The organism is Bradyrhizobium sp. SZCCHNS3052, from assembly GCF_032484495.1.
Lineage (GTDB): Bacteria > Pseudomonadota > Alphaproteobacteria > Rhizobiales > Xanthobacteraceae > Bradyrhizobium.
The window spans coordinates 235116-254050 of the sequence record NZ_JAUETB010000006.1; the positions used below are offsets into that span (position 1 = coordinate 235116).

20 protein-coding genes are annotated in these 18935 nt (G+C 66.9%); 10 read left to right on the forward strand and 10 right to left on the reverse strand.

Features of this window, described 5'->3' with window-relative positions; all coding sequences use genetic code 11:
• From QX073_RS20780 to QX073_RS20805, 6 genes are all read right to left on the reverse strand, one after another.
• Entirely contained in the window at window positions 1–297 is a 297-nt protein-coding gene (locus QX073_RS20780) for a hypothetical protein (RefSeq protein WP_316194871.1), read from the reverse strand.
• Window positions 288–1763, reverse strand: a complete 1476-nt coding sequence (gene gatA, locus QX073_RS20785; protein WP_315752955.1) for an Asp-tRNA(Asn)/Glu-tRNA(Gln) amidotransferase subunit GatA — start codon at window positions 1761–1763, stop codon at window positions 288–290. Before gatA ends, QX073_RS20780 begins: the two co-directional genes overlap by 10 nt.
• On the reverse strand, window positions 1760–1996 hold the full coding sequence (locus QX073_RS20790; RefSeq protein ID WP_315711368.1) for a hypothetical protein: 237 nt from the start codon (window positions 1994–1996) through the stop codon (window positions 1760–1762). The genes gatA and QX073_RS20790 overlap by 4 nt, the downstream gene beginning before the upstream one ends.
• Window positions 1997–2060: 64 nt before the next feature.
• The gene (gene gatC, locus QX073_RS20795) at window positions 2061–2348 is read right to left on the reverse strand and encodes an Asp-tRNA(Asn)/Glu-tRNA(Gln) amidotransferase subunit GatC (RefSeq protein ID WP_315711367.1); all 288 of its coding nucleotides are present in this window, start codon (window positions 2346–2348) and stop codon (window positions 2061–2063) included.
• 107 nt (window positions 2349–2455) lie between these two features.
• Window positions 2456–3532: a nitronate monooxygenase family protein gene (locus QX073_RS20800; protein WP_315752957.1), complete on the reverse strand. Its 1077-nt coding sequence runs from the start codon at window positions 3530–3532 to the stop codon at window positions 2456–2458.
• 9 nt (window positions 3533–3541) lie between these two features.
• The gene (locus QX073_RS20805; protein ID WP_316171409.1) at window positions 3542–4528 is read right to left on the reverse strand and encodes a nitronate monooxygenase; all 987 of its coding nucleotides are present in this window, start codon (window positions 4526–4528) and stop codon (window positions 3542–3544) included.
• A gap of 103 nt (window positions 4529–4631) precedes the next feature.
• On the opposite strand from QX073_RS20805, the gene QX073_RS20810 reads away from it, so the two are divergent.
• Both QX073_RS20810 and QX073_RS20815 read left to right on the forward strand, forming a co-directional pair.
• Window positions 4632–5522: a LysR family transcriptional regulator gene (locus QX073_RS20810; protein ID WP_315827239.1), complete on the forward strand. Its 891-nt coding sequence runs from the start codon at window positions 4632–4634 to the stop codon at window positions 5520–5522.
• 229 nt (window positions 5523–5751) lie between these two features.
• Window positions 5752–6699 carry a cyclase family protein gene (locus tag QX073_RS20815; RefSeq protein ID WP_316226281.1) on the forward strand — a complete coding sequence of 316 codons (948 nt, stop codon included), beginning with the start codon at window positions 5752–5754 and terminating at the stop codon, window positions 6697–6699.
• Window positions 6700–6877: 178 nt separating this feature from the next.
• Here QX073_RS20815 and QX073_RS20820 read toward each other — a convergent pair whose 3' ends face one another.
• Window positions 6878–7477 (reverse strand): helix-turn-helix domain-containing protein, encoded by a 600-nt coding sequence (locus QX073_RS20820; protein WP_316175158.1) that lies wholly within the window; start codon window positions 7475–7477, stop codon window positions 6878–6880.
• Between the two features lie 49 nt (window positions 7478–7526).
• On the opposite strand from QX073_RS20820, the gene QX073_RS20825 reads away from it, so the two are divergent.
• The 3 genes from QX073_RS20825 to QX073_RS20835 all read left to right on the forward strand — a co-directional run bounded on the left by QX073_RS20825 (window position 7527) and on the right by QX073_RS20835 (window position 9929).
• Complete coding sequence (locus QX073_RS20825; protein WP_315711360.1) at window positions 7527–8369, forward strand: oxidoreductase; 843 nt, start codon at window positions 7527–7529, stop codon at window positions 8367–8369.
• A 147-nt stretch (window positions 8370–8516) separates the two neighbouring features.
• Window positions 8517–9002 carry a Holliday junction resolvase RuvX gene (gene ruvX, locus QX073_RS20830; protein WP_315711358.1) on the forward strand — a complete coding sequence of 162 codons (486 nt, stop codon included), beginning with the start codon at window positions 8517–8519 and terminating at the stop codon, window positions 9000–9002.
• A gap of 3 nt (window positions 9003–9005) precedes the next feature.
• The gene (locus tag QX073_RS20835) at window positions 9006–9929 is read left to right on the forward strand and encodes an AEC family transporter (protein ID WP_315752963.1); all 924 of its coding nucleotides are present in this window, start codon (window positions 9006–9008) and stop codon (window positions 9927–9929) included.
• 10 nt (window positions 9930–9939) lie between these two features.
• Here the strand turns inward: QX073_RS20835 and QX073_RS20840 are convergent, their stop codons facing one another.
• From QX073_RS20840 to QX073_RS20850, 3 genes are read right to left on the reverse strand one after another with little or no spacing between them, the layout of a single operon-like run.
• Entirely contained in the window at window positions 9940–10764 is an 825-nt protein-coding gene (locus QX073_RS20840) for a CPBP family intramembrane glutamic endopeptidase (RefSeq protein ID WP_316226282.1), read from the reverse strand.
• Window positions 10761–12404, reverse strand: coding sequence for an acyl-CoA dehydrogenase family protein (locus QX073_RS20845; protein ID WP_316226283.1), 1644 nt, complete (start codon window positions 12402–12404; stop codon window positions 10761–10763). The genes QX073_RS20840 and QX073_RS20845 overlap by 4 nt, the downstream gene beginning before the upstream one ends.
• Before the next feature lie 22 nt (window positions 12405–12426).
• The gene (locus QX073_RS20850; protein ID WP_316171464.1) at window positions 12427–13149 is read right to left on the reverse strand and encodes a M15 family metallopeptidase; all 723 of its coding nucleotides are present in this window, start codon (window positions 13147–13149) and stop codon (window positions 12427–12429) included.
• A 154-nt stretch (window positions 13150–13303) separates the two neighbouring features.
• On the opposite strand from QX073_RS20850, the gene QX073_RS20855 reads away from it, so the two are divergent.
• The 5 genes from QX073_RS20855 to dprA all read left to right on the forward strand — a co-directional run bounded on the left by QX073_RS20855 (window position 13304) and on the right by dprA (window position 18932).
• On the forward strand, window positions 13304–14257 hold the full coding sequence (locus QX073_RS20855) for an aspartate carbamoyltransferase catalytic subunit (RefSeq protein WP_315740287.1): 954 nt from the start codon (window positions 13304–13306) through the stop codon (window positions 14255–14257).
• Between the two features lie 23 nt (window positions 14258–14280).
• Window positions 14281–15582 carry a dihydroorotase gene (locus tag QX073_RS20860; RefSeq protein WP_316202701.1) on the forward strand — a complete coding sequence of 434 codons (1302 nt, stop codon included), beginning with the start codon at window positions 14281–14283 and terminating at the stop codon, window positions 15580–15582.
• A 30-nt stretch (window positions 15583–15612) separates the two neighbouring features.
• Complete coding sequence (gene plsY, locus QX073_RS20865) at window positions 15613–16209, forward strand: glycerol-3-phosphate 1-O-acyltransferase PlsY (RefSeq protein WP_316226284.1); 597 nt, start codon at window positions 15613–15615, stop codon at window positions 16207–16209.
• A gap of 147 nt (window positions 16210–16356) precedes the next feature.
• Entirely contained in the window at window positions 16357–17751 is a 1395-nt protein-coding gene (locus tag QX073_RS20870) for a patatin-like phospholipase family protein (RefSeq protein ID WP_316226285.1), read from the forward strand.
• Window positions 17752–17813: 62 nt separating this feature from the next.
• On the forward strand, window positions 17814–18932 hold the full coding sequence (gene dprA / locus QX073_RS20875; RefSeq protein WP_316226286.1) for a DNA-processing protein DprA: 1119 nt from the start codon (window positions 17814–17816) through the stop codon (window positions 18930–18932).
• Window positions 18933–18935: the final 3 nt, after the last annotated feature.

The following is an 18935-nucleotide window of genomic DNA, read 5'->3' on the forward strand; positions in this document are numbered from 1 at the left end:
TCAACTCCCCATCAGCGCGGAGACGATCCGCTCAAATTCGATATCCAATGCATCCTTGGCGACGGGCTGCCCGGCCTGCCGATACCAGTAGGCGGCATTGCCGAGATCGCCTTCGACGCGATGCAGATGCGCGTGCACCCAGGCCGCGTCGCGGCCGGTCTCGTCCTGAATGATCTTGTGCGCCCGGTCCCAGTCGCCCTTCGCCAGCCACCACAGGCCGGTAAGCACCGGCGTCAGTCCGGCCGCGGGCGCGTCGCCCGCGAGGCTCGTCTTGAACTCGGCGACGCTTACCACCACCGGACCGGCGTGAAGCGTCCCGCCGCCTGCTCGATGACCTCGCCGAGCGAGAACAGCGTCTCCTCGTCGAACGGACGGCCGATCAGTTGCAGCCCGAGCGGCAGCCCCTGTCCGTCCTTGCCGGCCGGCACCGCGATGCCCGGCAGGCCCGCCATGTTCACCGTCACCGTGAAGATGTCGTTGAGATACATCTCGACCGGATCGGCGCCGCCCTTCTCGCCGATGCCGAACGCGGCCGACGGCGTCGCCGGCGTCAGGATCGCGTTCACGCCCCTCGCAAAGCAGTCCTCGAAATCCTTCTTGATGAGGGTGCGGACCTTCTGCGCCCGGATGTAATAGGCGTCGTAATAGCCGGCCGACAGCACATAGGTCCCGATCATGACGCGGCGCCGCACCTCGGGCCCGAAACCTTCGGCGCGGGTGTTCTCGTACAGCTCGCCGATCGACTTGCCGGGCACGCGCAGGCCGTAGCGGACGCCGTCGTAGCGGGCGAGGTTGGAGGACGCCTCCGCCGGCGCCACGATGTAATAGGCCGGCAGAGCGTATTTGGTGTGCGGCAGCGACACCTCGACGGTTTCTGCGCCGGCGGCTTCCAGCCACTTGCGACCCTCACTCCAGAGCTTCTCGATTTCGGCCGGCATGCCGTCGAGCCGATACTCCTTGGGAATGCCGATCTTCATGCCCTTCACGGACTTCCCGATCGCAGCCTCGTAGTCCGGCACGGGGATGTCGACCGAGGTCGTGTCCTTCGGGTCGTGGCCGGCCATCGAGCGCAGCAGGATGGCCGCATCGCGGGTCGAGCGCGCGATCGGCCCGGCCTGGTCGAGCGAGGAAGCGAAGGCGACGACGCCCCAGCGCGAGCAGCGGCCATAGGTCGGCTTGATGCCGACGGTGGCGGTGAACGCGGCCGGCTGGCGGATCGAGCCGCCGGTATCGGTTGCGGTCGCGCCCATGCAGAGCAGCGCCGCCACCGCCGACGCCGAGCCGCCGGACGAGCCGCCCGGCACCAGCGTGGTGTTGGAGCCCTCGCGGCGCCAGGGGTTGCCGACCGGGCCGAAGTACGAGGTCTCGTTCGACGAGCCCATCGCGAACTCGTCATTGTTGAGCTTGCCGAGCATCACCGCGCCATCGCGCCAGAGCTGCGAGGTCACTGTCGACTCGTAGGTCGGCACGAAATTACCGAGGATCTTCGAGCAGGCCGTGGTGCGGACGTCCTTGGTCGCGAACAGGTCCTTGATCCCGAGCGGAATGCCGGCCAGCGGCCCACCCTCGCCTCTATTGATCTTGGCGTCGGCGTCGCGCGCCATCGCGCGCGCCTGGTCCGGCGTCTCCATCACGAAGGCATTGAGCGCCCGCGCCTCCTCGATCGCCTTGAGATGGGCGTCGGTGAGTTCCAGCGACGTGAAGGTCTTGCTCGCGAGACCCTTGCGGGCCTCGGCGAGCGTCAGGGACGTCAAATCGGTCATTTGTTGATCGGGCTGCAGAAGAAAGGGGAAAGCGTCTTGTCGTCGGCCGCGTCGTCCGCGAAGAACTTGTTCTTCGCAGGGGAGGCTTTCTTGGTATTGGCGGCCGCTTCGAGCTGGTCGAGGATCTCGTTGACGGTCTTGTCCGGATCGGCGGCCTTGCCCTGCCGCTCCATGGCGTCGAGATAGTCCATATAGGCCTTGTAGGCCGCTTCATCGTCGCAGAGCAGGCACATGGCGTTGGCTCGCTTGTCGGTTTGAAGGAGCGGATCACGCGCGATAAGCGCGGACCTGCCCTGGCTATTCCACGACCTTCGGCACGAGAAAGAAGTTGTTCTCGGTCATGGGCGCGTTCTTGACGATGTCGTCGGCGATCTCGCCGTCAGTGACGACGTCCTGGCGCTTTTTCATCGCCATCGGTGTCACCGAGGTCATCGGCTCGACGCCCTCGACATTGACCTCCGACAGTTGCTCGACGAAGTTAAGCATCGCATTGAGCTCGCCCTGCAGATGCGGGACCTCGGCGTCAGTGACAGCGATCCGCGCCAATTGCGCGATCCGGCGGACGGTGGCGGCATCGACCGACATTATATAGGGCCTCACGGGACAAGGTGAACCCGCCCTATAGCAGAGCCCGCTTTCGCGCCGCAACCGGCAGCCTCCGGACTTTCTGGGGCAGCGCCCTGCCCGCAGCGTCAGCCCGCCATCCGCCGCAAGCGCGCCTGGGCCTGTTCGGCCAGTGTCCGCGTCAATTCGGCGGCCGGTAGCGCGCGCCCGAGCGGCAGCGCCTGCCCGGCCCAGAGATTGGTGAAATCGACCCTTCCCTGCTTCTCCGCGGCGGCCTTGAGCGGACCGAGCGCGGTGGCGGCATGCGGAAACGCCGGCGCATCCGGCGAGATCGGCCCGACCTCGCGCATCACCCGGTTGGCGACGCCGCGGGCGAGCCGGCCGGTCATCACGTTGGTGATGACGGTGGATTCGTCATCGGCGGCGGCAAGCGCGGCGCGGGCCATCGCGCTGACCTTGGACTCGGGGCAGCGCAGAAACGCGCTGCCGATCTGCACGCCGCTGGCGCCGAGCGCGAACGCCGCGGCGATGCCGCGCGCATCGGCGATGCCGCCAGCGGCGATGACAGGCAGCTTCACCGCATCCACGATCTGCGGCACCAGCGCGAACGTACCGACCTGCTCGGCAAGCTTGTCGGTCAGGAACGTGCCGCGATGACCGCCCGCCTCCGCACCTTGCGCGATGATGACGTCGACGCCGTTCCGCTCCAGCCACACCGCCTCCCGCACCACGGTCGCGGACGCCATCACGACCGCGCCTGTCGCCTTCACGCGCGCCAACAGCGACGGCTCAGGCAGGCCGAAATGGAAGCTGATGACCTCCGGCCCCAGTTCCTCGACGACGGCGCACATCGCGGCATCGAACGGAGCGCGGTTCGCGGCCGTCACCGGAGCCGCCGGATCCACGCCATACTCCTGGTAATAGGCGCCGAGCCTCTGCTTCCATGCGGCCTCACGTGCCGCATCGGCCTCGACCGGCGTGTGGCAGAAGAAGTTCACGTTGATCGGCGCCGACACGCGCTGGCGGATGATGTTGACCTGCTCGCGCGCCTTGTCTGCGGAGAGCATGGCACAGGGAAGCGAGCCGAGCCCGCCGCCTTGCGCCACCGCGATGACGAGATCGGCATCCATCACGCCGGCCATCGGCGCGAGCACGATCGGGTGCTCGGTCTTGACGAGATCCAGGAAGCGGCGATCGGGCCACATGGGCTGCTCCTATTGCTTGGCGAAGACGGCGGACGAGTTGCGCCGCCCTTGCAGGATCTGCTCGGCCTCATCGACGATGCGCGCGACGATCTCGGCGGCCGGCGGGATATCATGGATCAGGCCGACGGCCTCGCCGGCAATGACGGCGGCGATGTCGAAATTGCCTTCGGTCCGTGCCTTCACATAGTCCGCCGACACGTTCTCGACCTGCTGCAGCAGCTCGACCTCGCGCCCCTTCCAGCGGCGCGCATGGTCGTTGACCAGGCAGCGTCCGGTAAACGGCGCCGGCCAGACATTGTTGCGGGACAGGTCGAAGATGATGCCGCGCACGGTCTCGCCGGCTTTCGCAGCGCAGATGCGCCGCTTGGCCTCGTCGGCGCCGGCAGCCTCCCGGCTGGCATAGAAGCGCGTGCCGAGCAGCACGCCCTCCGCCCCCAGCATCAGCATCGCCGCAAGGCCGCGGCCATCGGCAAGACCGCCGGCCGCCGCCACCGGCACTCGCCCCGCGGCGAGGTCGACGATCGCCGGCACGATATCGAGCGTGGTCCGCGACGCGCCATGACCGCCCGCCTCGGTTCCTTGTGCAACCAGGATGTCGGCACCCGCCGCGATCGCCTGCTCTGCCATCGCTTCGTCCTGCACCTGGCAGATCAGCAACGCACCGGCCCGCTTGATAGCCGGCGCGAACCGCGCGGGATCGCCGAATGACAGCATGATCGCCGCGGGCCTGGCGGCGAGCGCCACGTCGAGCAGATCGGGTTGCTTCGCCAGCGACCAGGTGATGAAACCGATACCGAACGGCGCAGGCAAGCCTTCAAGCTTTGCGGTCTCTTGCGCGAGCCAGGTTCGGTTGCCATAGCCGCCACCGAGAATACCGAATCCCCCGGCGTCGCTGACCGCGCGCACGAGGCGCGCATCGGCAATCAGATCCATCGGCGCCAGCAGGATCGGCTGGCTGATGCCGAGCTTCTCCGTCAACGCCGTCCGCAGTGCCATGAAAGTCTCCTCAACTCTGGACGGCGACTTTAGGCGCGGCTAGCATTCTCTCAAAATGAATACTTGAGAACTCTGCCATCGCAGATTCAAAACGGAGATCGGCGTGGAACTGAGCGACCTCGAAACCTTTGCAGCCGTGGCGCGCAGCGGCGGCATCACCCGCGCTGCTGAGGCCCTCAACACGGTGCAGTCCAACGTGACCCAGCGGATCAAGGCGCTGGAAGGCGAGATCGGCACCGCACTGTTCGAGCGGCACAGCCGCGGCATGACCCTGACCCATGCCGGGCTGCGACTTCTGCCTTACGCCGACCGGATGGCGGCGCTGTCGCGCGAAGCGCTGCTCGCCGCGCGCGATGACGGCGAGCCGAGAGGACCGCTGACGATCGGCTCGATGGAGACGACCGCCGCCGTGCGCCTGCCGACGCTGCTCGCGGATTTTCATCGGCGCTTCCCGGCTGTCGCCCTCGGTCTGCGCACGGCGCCAACCGCCGAGCTGGTGGCCGCCGTACTCGACGGGACGCTCGAGGGCGCTTTCGTGGCCGGCCCGATCGAACATCCCGAGCTCTCGGGTATCATCGCCTTCGAGGAAGAGCTGGTGCTGGTGACGGCCCGGCGCTTTGAAAGCCTGTCAGCCTTGCGTGCGGCCACGGCTGCCTCCGGCCCGACGGCGCTGGTGTTCAGGGCCGGCTGCACCTACCGGCAGCGGCTGGAGCAGGTCTTCAACGATTTCGGCTGGCCCGCGGCCGCGCGCATCGAGCTCGGTACGCTCGACGGCATGATCGGCTGCGTCGCCGCTGGCATGGGCGTCGCGCTGCTGCCACGCGCTGTGGTGACGCGAAACGAGATGATCGGCAGCGTCAGCCTGCACACGCTCGATCCAAGTCATGGACGCGTCGAAACCCTGTTCATCCACCGCCGCGCGGCGCATCGCAGCAGCGGCCTCTCGGCCTTCATGGCCGGACTCGCCGGCCGGGACCACGACATCGCAGCCTGACGCGATTCATTCAAAGATTGTGCTGAGCATCGCCAGCGAACGGCGCATTCCATTGCGCGAAATGACGTTTTCGCGCAGGGAAAAACAGCCATTTCGACCGATGCGACTTTCGGGCGCTGTGCAGCGCACGCGCGCGAAATAGCTTTGTCTGGCCATCCTCTACTACGTTAGGATGCAGCGCTGGCCCAGCGCGAAACAGAACAAACGTCAACATGTCGGAGGAAATGCGATGCGCAACGCGTTCGTGTTGTGCTGCTCGATTGCCATGATGGGTGCGATCGGGACGGCGAATGCCCAGGACAAGACCCCGGATTGGACGAAATCGAAATGGGGCCCACAGGACGAGATCGGCGCGGCCAACTACATCACGCCGGAGCTCGTGGTCAAAGCCGCCTCGCTGGTGAAGACCGGCAAGACCTACCCGCTCGGCATGATCGTCGATTCCAAGACGCCGGCCTATCCGCCGCGTTCGTTCAAGATCACCGTGGTGCAGCCGGGCCAGACCGGAATTCCCGGCCTCGGCCCGAACAAGGCGACCTACAATGACGACATCGTCGAAGGCTGGGTCGGCGTCGGCAGCCAGATCGACGGGCTCGGCCATCTCGGCATCGAGCACGTCTATTACAACGGCAACAAGCTGCTCGACTTCGCCGATCCGACCGGCCTGAAGAAGCTCGGCATCGAGAAGGTGCCGCCCTTGGTGGCGCGCGGCGTGCTGCTCGACATGGCGGCTTATTACAACACCGACGTGGTCAAGGAAGGCACCGCGTTCAACGTCAAGGAGATCGAGGAAGCTGCCAAGAAGCAGGGCGTCGAGATCCGCCAGGGCGACATCGTGATCTTCCACACCGGCTGGCTTGGTTTGATCGGCAAGGACGATAAGCGTTACGGCGCCGGCGAGCCCGGTCTCGGCGTCGAGGGCGCCAAATACCTGACCTCGAAGGGCGTGGTCGCGGTCGGGGCCGACAACTGGGCGGTGGAGGCGATCCCGTTCGAGTCGCCGAACCTGTTCGAGGTGCACCAGATCCTGCTCGCCATGAACGGGACCTACATCCTGGAGAACATGAACACGGCCGACCTCGCCAAGGACAAGGGCTACGAGTTCCTGTTCGTGCTGGGTCAGCCGCGCTGGCGCGGCGGCGTCCAGGGCATGATCAACCCGATCGCGATCCGTTAAGCTCCGCCGATCTCCTCGTGAGGGCATCCCGGGAGCGCCGCGTCCTCACGAGGAGTCTGGAATCGTCCTGCGAAAGCAAGCCTTGGACAAGGAGTCCGCCGCAGGCGCGCCTGGAGCGAGCCGGCCGACACAGACCTGGGACCGGTCGGTCAGTCGACCAAGCCGCCCCTATCGGACGTTAATGGAGGTAGGCGAGCAACAAGGCACTCGCCATGTCTCGCGCACGCGGGGCGAGCGCCGCGTCCGACAATTCGCCCGCAGTCCAGAAGGACAACACGCCGCGGAAACTGAAGGCGAGTTGCTCTGGAAGGCAGCACAGCGCTTGTTCTCGCCGGCTGGCCGTCAGTCCCTCTCCCTTTCCCAAGGCCAGTGCCCAGAAGGCAGTGGATCGGGAAAGCGTCTGACCGGGCGAAGCCTGGGCGGCACCCAGCCATCCCATCACGGTCCGGTTCACGTCTGGATTCTCCAACATCACCGCCACCGCCGTATCAATAGCCAATAGCACGCGTGTCTTCGTATCTCTCGATGGTGGCGCGGCGGTGTACCGCGTCTCCATGGTGTCGATCCGACGTATGGAGAGAGCCTGCATGATCGCAGCCTTGTTGCCAAACTGATTGAATGGCGTCGCGAAGCTGACCCCCGCCTCAGCGGCAAGGTCTCGCATCGAGAAATCGGCCCTGCCCTGACGGAGAAGCCGCTCTGCCGCATCGAGGACGTGCCGACGAAGCGGCTCGCCTCTCATGCCAATGGATGAATGTTCGGTCTTGCGAGGTGCCATGCAATATCTATATCATGATATAGATAACCCTGTCATGCGGAGTTGTACGATGGCGGCTGCCGAATCGAAGATTTTCCTCGTCACTGGCGTCAGTTCGGGCTTGGGCCGAGCGTTCGCAAAGGGCGCGCTGGCCGCCGGCCATCGGGTGATCGGGACCGTGCGAAGGGTCGGGGATGCCGAGGCTTTTGCCGCGCTTGCAGCGGGCAAGGCTCATCCTCTCGTGATCGATGTTACCGATTTCGATGCAATCCCGGCTGCTGTGGCAGAGGCCGAGAAGCAGATTGGCGCGATCGACGTCCTGGTGAACAATGCCGGCTACGGTCACGAGGGCACGCTGGAGGAGTCCTCGCTCGACGATCTGCAGCGGCAGTTCGCCGCCAACGTGTTCGGCCCTGTCGCGATGATGAAGGCCGTGTTGCCGGGGATGCGCGCGAGGCGGCGCGGCCATATCGTCAACGTGACCTCCATGGGCGGCTTCATCACCATGCCCGGGATCAGCTTCTATTGCGGCAGCAAGTTCGCGCTGGAGGGCATCTCGGAGTCGCTCGGCAAGGAAGTGGCCCCCTTCGGCATCCGCGTCATTGCACTTGCGCCCGGTCAGTTTCGTACCGATTGGGCAGGACGGTCCATGGATCGCACGCCGCGCAGCATCTCGGACTACGACGCCGTCATGGATCCGATTCGCGCCGCCCGATTGGCCAAGAGCGGAAACCAACCCGGCGATCCCGCGAAGGCCGCACAGGCATTGCTTGCCCTCGTGGAAGCCGAAAAACCGCCTGTGCGGCTGTTCCTCGGTGAGGACGCGCTGGCCCTGGTCGAGCAGAAGATCGAGGGCATGAAAGCCGAAGTGAGTGCCTGGAACAAGCTCTCGCGCTCCACCAGCTTCGCTTGATGATCCAAAGCCGGCGCATCCGGGAAAGACTGCAACGCTCGACATCTGGGCCGGTCGACTCGCGTGCGTGAGCTTCATCGGGGCGGCGAAGCGATGCACGTCCTCACCTGCTGGCCCGCCACGCACCTGCGTGTTAAGCGCATTGCCATGCCCGCCCCCATCCTCCCCCTCATCGAAGCCGCTGGCCGCTGGCCCGAGCGCGGCGCGCTCGTCGGCCTCGATCTCGGCACCAAGACCATCGGCGTCGCCGTGTCCGATCCGGACCGGCGGCTCGCCACCGGCGTCGAGACGATCCAGCGCAAGGCCTTCAAGGCCGACGCGGCGCGACTGCTGGCGATTTGCACCGAGCGCAAGGTGGTCGGCTTGGTGCTGGGCCTGCCCATCAACATGGATGGCAGCGAGGGGCCGCGGGCGCAATCGACCCGGGCGTTCGCGCGCAATCTCGCCGGCCTCACCGACCTGCCGATCGGCCTGTGGGACGAGCGGCTGTCGACGGCGGCGGTCGAGCGCGAGCTGATCGGCATGGATGTCAGCCGCGCCAGGCGCGCCGAGGTGATCGACACGCATGCGGCGATCTTCATCCTGCAGGGAGCGCTCGATCGGCTTGCGACCTTGCGCCAGTCCGGTCGCTAGCCCATGAGCCCCGTCGCCGCGGCGCTCGCGCCGGTATTCCTGCTGATCGTGGTCGGCTTCGGCCTGCGGCGCAGCCTGATCCGGCTGGATACGCAATGGCACGGGCTCGAGCGGCTGACTTATTATGTGCTGTTTCCGGCGCTGCTGATGCAGAGCCTGGTGAAGGCCGATCTCGGCAAGGTGCCGGTCGCCGGCATCGGCGGCGCCTTGTTCCTGGCGATGCTGGCGATGTCGGCGCTGTGCCTCGTGCTGCGGCCGCTGCTCACCCGCTCCGGCATCGATGGTCCGGCCTTCACCTCGATCTTCCAAGGGGCAACCCGCTGGCAGACCTACGTCGCGCTCAGCGTCGCCGGCAGCCTGTTCGGCGCGTCCGGGCTTGCGGCGGCGTCGGTGGCGATGATCGCGATCATCCCAATGGTCAACGTGTTCAGCGTCGCCGTGCTCGCCCACTACGCCTCGCCGACCCGCCGCTCGATGCGTGAGATCCTTGCCACCATCGTGCGCAATCCGCTGATCTGGGCCTGCATCGCCGGGCTCGCGCTGAACGTGGCGCATATGCCGCTGCCAAAGCTCTGGCACGATGCCGCCGATGCGCTCGGACAGGCCTCGCTGCCGATCGGCCTGCTGGTGACCGGCGCCGGCCTGCACTTCGAAGGCTTGCGCCGCGCTGGCCCGGCCGCTGCGCTCGGCGTCGTGCTCAAGCTGGTCTTGATGCCCCTCCTCGCGATCGGGCTCGCCGGATGGTTCGGCGTCACCGGCCCGAGCCTCGTCGTCGTCGCGATCTGCGCGGCGGTGCCGACCTCGCCGAGCGCCTATGTGCTGGCCAAGCAGATGGGCGGCGACGCGCCGCTGCTGGCGCAGATCATCTCGCTGCAAACGGTGCTGGCGGCGCTGACCATGCCGCTCGCGATCGCCTGGGCGAGCTGAACGCGTCCGTTCAGGAAGAACCGCTGGCCAGCCACATGGTCTGCACCGTGGCGGCGAGGTTGTTGAGGCCGTGCAGCACCATGGTCAGATAGGTGGAGTGGGTACGAGAGCGCAGATAGCCGAACCACACGCCGAGGGAAAACACGTTGAGCAGGGCGAACCAGTCGTACTGGAGATGCAGGACGGTCCACAACAAGGACGACAGCACGATGGCGCCGGGCACGCGCAGGAAGGAGTCCGACCAGCCGCGGTAGAGAAAGCCGCGCGCCATCAGCTCTTCCGACACCGGTGCGGCGACGCAGAAGGCGATGACCATCAGCCAGACCACGCCGTCGCCTCTGGCGGTCTTCATGATGTCCACCATGAAGCTCGCCGACTTCTCTTCGCGTCCCGTCAGCTGTGCCGCCAGCTCCCAGCATCCCAGGATCACGACCATCCCGACAACGCCAAAGACGAAATTTTTCCAGCCGGTCCAGCGCAGGCCGAGATAGTCGACGAACGACATGCGGGTGTGGCGGACGGCAAAATAGATCGGGATCAAAATGGCCGGGACGCCCATGATCGCCGACAGCGAGACCGTGAGCGACCGGCTCGCGATCTGGATCATGGCCAACTGAAACGCGGCCATGCTGTCGATTGGACCCTCATGGCGCAGCAGGAAATAGACGATCGGAGTCAGCTGGCCGATGAAGAACACGACGATGATGAGGAGGCCCCACAGCAAGGTGCGCCAGAAGCCGAGCGTGCGCGGCTGATGATGCGCCGGAACGACCTGCTGCGGCGGGTTGCCCGGATCGAGCGAATCCATCACGGCGGCTTCGGGAGTGTCGGTCAAGGCAGCGCGCGCTCCAGCAAGCTACGGATGTCTGAGCGATCGAGATCGACCGCGCCATACATGCTCGGGTGAACATTGGCGAGCCGCGTAGCGGCGAAAAGCTCCGCATGAGCGGGCATAACGAGGTTGAGCGCGGCGGCGGCTGCGAGCAGCGCCAACTTCTCGACTGCGAGGCGCGCGACGCGCTCGGAATCCGGCCGGCGGAAGCTGGTCTCGATGAAGGCGAGCGAATCCGCCGCGCCGGGCAACCCGCTGGTCTCTGCTTTCAGATGCATCAGGACGTGCGCGGCCGCCTCCGCCTCGCGCGCCAGCGCCCGCAGCACGTCCAGGCACATGACGTTGCCCGAGCCTTCCCAGATCGCATTGACCGGCGACTCCCGGAAATGGCGGGCGAGGATGCCGTCCTCGACATAGCCGTTGCCGCCCAGGCATTCCATCGCCTCATACAGGAACGGCGGCGCGCTCTTGCAGACCCAGTATTTGATCGCCGGTGTCAGCAGCCGCACGTAGTTCGCCTCCCGCGGCGACAGAGGCGCGCGATCGAACGCCTGACACAGCCGCATCACCAGCGCCACCGTCGCCTCGACATGGAGAGCCATGTCGGCGAGCACCGCCTGCATCAGCGGCTGGTCGGCGAGATGCTTCTGGAACACGCTGCGATGGCGCGCATGATGCAGCGCGTGCGCGAGCCCCGAGCGCATCAGGCCGGCAGACGAGATCGCGCAATCCTGCCGCGTCAGTTGCACCATCTGGATGATGGTGCTGATGCCCCTGCCCTCGTCGCCGACCCGCTCGGCATAGGCGCCGACGAACTCCACCTCCGACGAGGCATTGGAGCGGTTGCCGAGCTTGTCCTTCAAGCGCTGGAACTGGATCGCGTTCACCGAGCCATCCGGCTTGAAGCGCGGCATGAAGAAGCAGGTCAGGCCGGCATCGGCCTGCGCCAGCACCAGGAAGGCGTCGCACATCGGCGCCGACATGAACCATTTATGCCCCGTGATGCGATAGCCATCGGTCGTACGCTCAGCGCGCGTCAGGTTGGCGCGCACGTCGGTCCCGCCCTGCTTCTCGGTCATGCCCATGCCGAGTGTCATGCCGCGTTTTTGCCACCACGGCGCAAACGCCGGATCGTAGTCATCGGTCGCGATGACCGGCATCGCTCTTGCCAGCAGATCAGGCTGGGCGGCCAGCGCCGCCACCGAGGCCCGCGTCATGGTAATCGGGCAGAGATGGCCGCTCTCGACCTGCGAGGCGATATAGAACTTCGCGGCGCGCACCACCTCCGAGCAGCCGCCGACGGGCTGGCCTTCTGCCGTCCATGTCGAATTGTGCAGGCCGGCCGCAGCTGAGCGCGTCATCATCGCATGGTAGGCCGGATGAAATTCGACGACGTCTCGCCGAAAGCCCTTGGCGTCGAAGCTGCGCAGCTTCGGCGTGTTCTCATTGGCGAGCCGGCCCTGCTCGGCCATCTCGGCCGAGCCCCATAGCTTGCCGAAAGCTGTCAGCTCCTGCTCGGCTCCGGCACCATCATTGGCCTTCAAGGCATCCATCAACGGCCGGTCCGCCGTGAACAGATTGACGTCCTCGAACGGCGGCGACTGGTTGAAGACCTCATGGGTCGCGAAGGAAGACTGCGTCATGGCCGTGCCCTACAGAGATCGATCATCGGCGCGGCCGAATGGGAAAAACATAAGTCGTCGCGCCAGCGCCCGGCAGCGAAAAGTGCCACCACTCCTTGGCATAGTTCACAAAACCTTGCCGCGCCATCACCGCGACCAGTTCGTTGCGCCAGCGGCGCTGCTCCGGTGTCAGGTTCTGCGCGGCGGTATGAGCCTTCACGTCGGAACAATCGTAGCCGGTTCCCATGTCGACGCCGCCCTCGGGCGCGCGTAGCGCTGCGGGCGCGGTGCAGTCCGCGTAGTCCTTGGCCGGGTCGAACGCCGCGGAATTGTCGGCCGCGAGCTCGACCAGCGTGAGATCGAGCGCCGCACCGGTCGAATGGCTCGAACGCACGGCGATGTAGCCGAGACGGAACAGGTCCTGCTTGGCAATGCGCGGACTGTAGCGGCGGCCGGCCGTGGTCTCGACGCCGTCCTGCGACCAGGCCAGCATCTCTGCGACCGCACGCACCGGCCGGTAGCAGTCGAGCATCTTCAGCGACAGGCCGCGCGGCCGCAGCTCGGCCTGAGCCGCCTGCAGCCGCCGCGCCACGTCACGCGTCACGACGCATTCGGCCGCCTCGTAGCCCGGCAAGGGTCGGCCGACGAAATTGTTGCTGCCGGCATAACGGATGTCCTGGAGGATCGTCGGGTCGATGTCGCGGAGATAGACGAAATCGAACGGCAACGCGGCCGCGCCGGCCGGCACGATCGCCGCCAGCAAGATCAGGGCGTATCGGAGCGGACCTCTTCCGGCGATGGCCCGCCAGTCCCCGGTTTGGAGCCCCCCGAGAGGCTCGGAAGACGGAACGGGGGAAAACTCGGAACCCCGGCTTTCGGCCTTGCCCCCCATGGAAACCGCGCCTATAGCTCTGGCTTTAATGGCAACCTCTCCGAAATCGACTTTCGTCCTCGGGCACCGGCATTTGCTGGGAATCGAGGGCCTTTCCGCCCACGACATCACCGGCCTCCTCGATCTGTCCGAGGAGTATGTCGAACTGAATCGTCAGGTCGACAAGAAGCGCACCGTGCTGCGCGGCCGCACCCAGGTCAACCTGTTCTTCGAGGCCTCGACGCGGACCCAGTCGTCGTTCGAGATCGCTGGCAAGCGGCTCGGCGCCGACGTCATGAACATGTCGGTGTCGTCCTCGTCCATGCGCAAGGGCGAGACCCTGATGGACACCGCGGTCACCCTGAACGCGATGCATCCGGACATCCTGGTCGTCCGTCACCACGCCTCCGGCGCGGTGGAGCTGCTGGCGCGCAAGGTCGACGGCTCCGTGATCAATGCCGGTGACGGCGCGCACGAGCATCCGACCCAGGCGCTGCTCGATGCGCTGACCATCCGCCGCAACAAGGGTCGCATCGAGGGGCTGGTCATCGCGATCTGCGGCGACGTGCTGCATTCGCGCGTCGCGCGCTCCAACATCCTGCTGCTGAATACGATGGGCGCCCGCGTCCGCATCGTCGCGCCCTCCACTTTGCTGCCGCCGGGCATCGAGCGCATGGGCGTCGAGGTCGCGCGCGACATGCGCGAAGGGCTCAACGGCGCCGACATCGTCATGATGCTGCGGCTGCAGCGCGAGCGCATGAACGGCTCGTTCGTGCCGTCCTCGTCGGAATATTTCCAGTATTTCGGGCTCGACCAGAAGAAGCTCGCCTACGCCAAGCCGGACGCGCTGGTCATGCATCCGGGACCGATGAACCGCGGCGTCGAGATCGAATCCATCGTCGCCGACGGCGCGCAATCGCTGATCCGGGAGCAGGTCGAAATGGGCGTGGCCGTGCGCATGGCCGTGCTCGAGGCTCTGGCCCGCAACCTGCCCAACGCGTGATACAGAAGTCGGGACCAAACGCCATGCTGACCGACCGCCGCCCGATCCTGCTTGCCAATGCGCGCGTGATCGATCCCTCCCGCGACTTCGACGGCCCCGGCGACGTGCTGATCGCCGACGGCGTGATCCGCGACCTCAAGCGCGGCATCGGCGCCGCGGGCGTGCCGGAGGGCACCGATGTCGTCAACTGCGCAGGCAAGATCGTGGCCCCCGGCCTGATCGACATGTGCGCCTTCGTCGGCGAGCCGGGTCTGGGCCATCGCGAGACCTTCGCCAGCGCCAGCCAGGCCGCCGCCACCGGCGGCATCACCACCATCATCTGCCAGCCCGGCACCGAGCCGGTGATCGACAATTCGGCGACCGTCGACTTCGTGCTGCGCCGCGCCCGCGACACCGCGATCGTCAACATCCAGCCGATGGCGGCGCTGACCAAGGGCCTGCGCGGCGAGGAGATGACCGAGATCGGGCTGTTGCGCGCCGCCGGCGCCGTCGCCTTCTCCAACGGCCACACCAGCGTGATGAACGCGCAGGTGATGCGCCGCGCACTGACCTATGCGCGGGATTTCGACGCCCTGATCGTGCATCACACCGAAGATCCCAATCTCGTCGGCGAAGGCGTCATGAACGAAGGCGAGTTCGCCTCGCGGCTCGGCCTCTACGGCATCCCGCCCGCAGCGGAAGCCGTGGTACTCGAACGCGACATGCGCCTGGTGGCGCTCAGCAAGGGCCGCTATCACGCCGCCGCGCTGAGCTCGGTGGACTCGCTCGACATTCTCAGGCGCGCGCGCGAAGCCGGCCTCACCGTGAGCGCGTCGGTCTCGATCAACCACGTGACGCTGAACGAGAACGACATCGGCCCCTACCGCACCTTCCTCAAGCTGACGCCGCCGCTGCGCACCGAGGCCGACCGCCGCGCATTGGTCGAAGCGCTGGCCTCGGGCCTCATCGACGTCATCATGTCGGACCACACGCCGCAGGACGTCGAGGTCAAGCGGCTGCCGTTCGCGGAGGCTGCGAGCGGCGCGGTCGGGCTCGAGACCATGCTGCCGGCGGCGTTGCGGCTCGTGCACAATGGCGAGCTCAGCTGGACGACCCTGATCCGCGCGATGTCGACGCGGCCCGCCGAGCTGCTCGGCCTGCCCGGCGGCAGCTTGCGGGCAGGCGCGCCGGCCGACATCATCGTGATCGATCCGGACGTGCCCTGGATCCTCGATCCGGCCGACCTGAAATCGCTATGCAAGAACACGCCGTTCGACGAAGCCCGCTTCACCGGCCGCGTGGTCCGCACCATCGTCGGCGGCCGCACCGTGTTCGAACATGTCTGACGCAAGGCGAAGCTTGGAAGGAGTGGTGTGATGGGTTCCGAAGCCTTCCTGCCGGTCGCTCTCATCATCGGCTATCTCCTGGGGTCGATCCCGTTCGGCCTGATCCTGACCAAGCTGGCCGGCACGCAGGATCTGCGCAGCATCGGCTCCGGCAATATCGGCGCCACCAACGTGCTGCGCACCGGACGCAAGGGGCTCGCGGCAGCAACCCTGCTCGGCGACGCGCTGAAGGGTACGGCGGCGGTCATCATCTCGGGCTATCTCGGCGGCCCGAATGCCGCGATGATCGCGGGCCTCGGCGCCTTCCTCGGTCACTTGTTCCCGGTGTGGCTGAAGTTCCGCGGCGGCAAAGGTGTCGCCGTTTACATCGGTGTTTTGATCGGTCTGTTCTGGCCGGGCGCGATCTTCTTCTGCCTGGTCTGGCTCGCCACCGCATTCGCGCTCCGCTACTCATCACTCGCGGCACTCGTCGCCAGCGTGCTGACACCCATCGTGTTGTGGGCATTCGGCCACACCGCGCTGGCGGCCTTGTTCGCCCTGCTCACACTGTTGCTCATTTACATGCATCGCGAAAACATCAAGCGATTGCAGTTGGGCACCGAGAGCAAGATCGGGGCGAAGAAGTAGTCGCTCCGGACAAATACGGAGCAAATACGGAAAACCTGTGTTGCGCCCTGATTTCACAGCGGCTGCGCAGCAACACCGGCGATTCATCAGCTCATAAGTTAACGCGGGACTCTGGCGTGAATCATGATTGCCTGTCATGATTCCTGCATGTGGTTACGCAAGACCAACTCCAGCGGTTCGTCGGCCACGCACGATGACCGTACTGATCAGGCTCCGGCGCAGCAGAAGGCGGCCCCGGCCCGGTCGAACGCCAGCCTGCTGCTATCGGCCGCTGAGATCTGGTCGACCGGCATCACGGCCGCTGCAGAACCGGCGCAGACGCCCGAGACGCCTGCCGGGCCGGTCATGTCGGACGTCGCGCTCCCCGCCGAAATATCCGAGCCCAGCCCTGAGCCGGAACGAGCCGATGGCGCGCCGGCCGTCGCCGAGATGATCATGGCGGCCACGAGCACGCCCGTGGTCAGCGAGACCAAGACCGCAGAGGCGCCCGAGCGAACGCTCGCGGAGACGATCGCAACGGTTACGCTGCCGCCGCCGCCCCGGACATGGCCGCCGCGCAAGCTGTCGCTGGCCCTGCAGGGCGGCGGAACGTTCTCGGCCTTCACCTGGGGCGTGCTCGATCGCCTGCTCGAGGAACCCGGTTGCGACTTCGACACCATCAGCGGCGCCAGCGCCGGTGCGGTCAACGCCGCGCTGCTCGCAAGCGGGCTCGCCAAGGGCGGCCGCGACGAGGCGCGCAACCGGCTCGCTTTGTTCTGGACCCGGCTGATGGAGGAGGCGTCGTTCCGATCGCTGCTGGTGATCGGCGCGTACTCGCCGGCGAGCAGCTCGGTGTCGTTCGGTGCGGGGCTGCGCGGCGGACGCGCCGACCCGCTCGATCTCGATCCGCTCCGCGACATCCTCCGCGAGACGATCGATTTCGACGCCGTGCAGGGCCCGGCCGCGCCCCGCCTGCTGGTTGCGGCGACCCGGGCCCGTGACGGCCTGCCGCAGATCTTCCGCAATGCCGGCATCACGCCAGATGCACTGCTCGCCTCCACCTGTCCCGCGCAACTGCACGCCGCCGTCGACATCGAGGGCGAAGCGTATTGGGACGGCGGCTACGTCACCAATCCGCCGCTGATCCAGATCGCGCATGAGTCCAGCGCCGCCGACCTGCTGGTCGTTCAGGTCACGCCCGCGCGCGACGGCCATGTCCCGATGACCTCGGCCGCGATCGATCGCCGCCTCGACCAGATCGCCGGCAATGCGGTCCTGAACGCCGAGCTCGCGGCGCTCGAATGGGCGCGCAGCGACGGCCTGCATCCGCCGCGCGTCCATCGGCTTGCGGCCGAGGACGAGATCGAAGCCCTGGCACAGCGCGATGCGACCGATCTCGGCAGCGACTTCGTCGAGCTGCTGTACCAGCGCGGACGCGACGCAGCCGAGCGCTGGCTGCGCGAAGCTCCGGTCGGCACCACGCCAGCCATCCAGGGCGATCAGCCGGTGCTATCGTCTCCGGTGTCCGAGTCCGAGGATGTGCGCGACGTCGCGCCGGCGTAGCGCGCCCTCTTCCCTGCGTCCTCGGGTTGCTCCATTCTAGTCCCCGGTAAAGGGGGCTTTGCGTGGATGCCATCAACACGACGATCGAGCTGAGCGACACCGAGCGGCGCGACCGGCTGCGCCTGATCCGGTCCGACAATGTCGGCCCGCGCACCTTCCGCTCGCTGCTCGACCATTTCGGCACCGCGCGCGTAGCGCTCGACCGGCTGCCCGATCTGGCACGCCGCGGCGGCGCGGCCGGAGCCGGCCGGATCTGCACGGTCGGCGAAGCCGAGGCCGAACTCGAAGCCTGCAAACGGCAAGGCGTCGAACTGCGGGCGCCGGACGAGGACGGCTATCCGCCCCGCCTCGGCACCTGCGAGGATGCGCCTCCGCTGCTCGCGGTGCGTGGCGCCCGCGAGACGTTGATGCGCCCGATGATCGCCATCGTCGGCTCGCGCAACGCCTCCGCCGCCGGGCTGAAATTCGCCGGCCAGATCGCCCATGAGCTCGGCCAGGCCGGCTTCGTCGTCATCTCCGGCCTCGCCCGCGGCATCGATCAGGCTGCGCATCGCGCGAGCCTCGGCAGCGGCACGGTCGCGGTGCTCGCCGGCGGCCATGACCGGATCTATCCGCCGGAGCACGTCGACCTTCTCGGCGCCATCATCAGTGGCAGCGGCGCCGCAATCTCCGAGATGCCGCTCGGACACGAGCCGCGCGCCCGCGACTTTCCCCGCCGCAACCGGCTGATATCAGGCGCCTCGCTCGGCGTCGTCGTCGTCGAGGCCGCGCATCGATCGGGCTCGCTGATCACGGCGCGCATGGCCGGCGAACAGGGCCGCGAGGTCTTCGCCGTCCCGGGCTCGCCGCTCGATCCCCGCTGCGCGGGCACCAATGATCTCATCAAGCAGGGCGCCGCGCTCGTCACCGAAGCCGCAGACATCATCCAGGCCGTCGGCCCGATCATGGAGCGGCCGCTGCCCTTTTCGCTGCGCGAGCCGGAGGAGGAGTTGTTCGCCCCCGATCCCGAAAGCCACGACCGCGCGCAGATCACAGCCCTGCTCGGCCCGACCCCGGTGTCGATCGACGACCTGATCCGGATCAGCGGCCTGTCACCCGCCGTGCTGCGCATGGTGCTGCTTGAGCTCGAGCTGGCCGGCCGCCTGGAGCGCCACGGCGGCGGGATGGTGTCGCTGACCTGACTC

Excerpts from the sequence above, each read along its gene's own strand:
- gatA (WP_315752955.1), bottom strand. The coding sequence starts at position 1,763 with ATGACCGATTTGACGTCCCTGACGCTCGCCGAGGCCCGCAAGGGTCTC.
- QX073_RS20790 (WP_315711368.1), bottom strand. The coding sequence starts at position 1,996 with ATGTGCCTGCTCTGCGACGATGAAGCGGCCTACAAGGCCTATATGGAC.
- gatC (WP_315711367.1), bottom strand. The coding sequence starts at position 2,348 with ATGTCGGTCGATGCCGCCACCGTCCGCCGGATCGCGCAATTGGCGCGG.
- QX073_RS20800 (WP_315752957.1), bottom strand. The coding sequence starts at position 3,532 with ATGTGGCCCGATCGCCGCTTCCTGGATCTCGTCAAGACCGAGCACCCG.
- QX073_RS20805 (WP_316171409.1), bottom strand. The coding sequence starts at position 4,528 with ATGGCACTGCGGACGGCGTTGACGGAGAAGCTCGGCATCAGCCAGCCG.
- QX073_RS20815 (WP_316226281.1), top strand. The coding sequence starts at position 5,752 with ATGCGCAACGCGTTCGTGTTGTGCTGCTCGATTGCCATGATGGGTGCG.
- QX073_RS20820 (WP_316175158.1), bottom strand. The coding sequence starts at position 7,477 with ATGGCACCTCGCAAGACCGAACATTCATCCATTGGCATGAGAGGCGAG.
- QX073_RS20825 (WP_315711360.1), top strand. The coding sequence starts at position 7,527 with ATGGCGGCTGCCGAATCGAAGATTTTCCTCGTCACTGGCGTCAGTTCG.
- ruvX (WP_315711358.1), top strand. The coding sequence starts at position 8,517 with ATGCCCGCCCCCATCCTCCCCCTCATCGAAGCCGCTGGCCGCTGGCCC.
- QX073_RS20835 (WP_315752963.1), top strand. The coding sequence starts at position 9,006 with ATGAGCCCCGTCGCCGCGGCGCTCGCGCCGGTATTCCTGCTGATCGTG.
- QX073_RS20845 (WP_316226283.1), bottom strand. The coding sequence starts at position 12,404 with ATGACGCAGTCTTCCTTCGCGACCCATGAGGTCTTCAACCAGTCGCCG.
- QX073_RS20855 (WP_315740287.1), top strand. The coding sequence starts at position 13,304 with ATGGCAACCTCTCCGAAATCGACTTTCGTCCTCGGGCACCGGCATTTG.
- QX073_RS20860 (WP_316202701.1), top strand. The coding sequence starts at position 14,281 with ATGCTGACCGACCGCCGCCCGATCCTGCTTGCCAATGCGCGCGTGATC.
- plsY (WP_316226284.1), top strand. The coding sequence starts at position 15,613 with ATGGGTTCCGAAGCCTTCCTGCCGGTCGCTCTCATCATCGGCTATCTC.
- QX073_RS20870 (WP_316226285.1), top strand. The coding sequence starts at position 16,357 with ATGTGGTTACGCAAGACCAACTCCAGCGGTTCGTCGGCCACGCACGAT.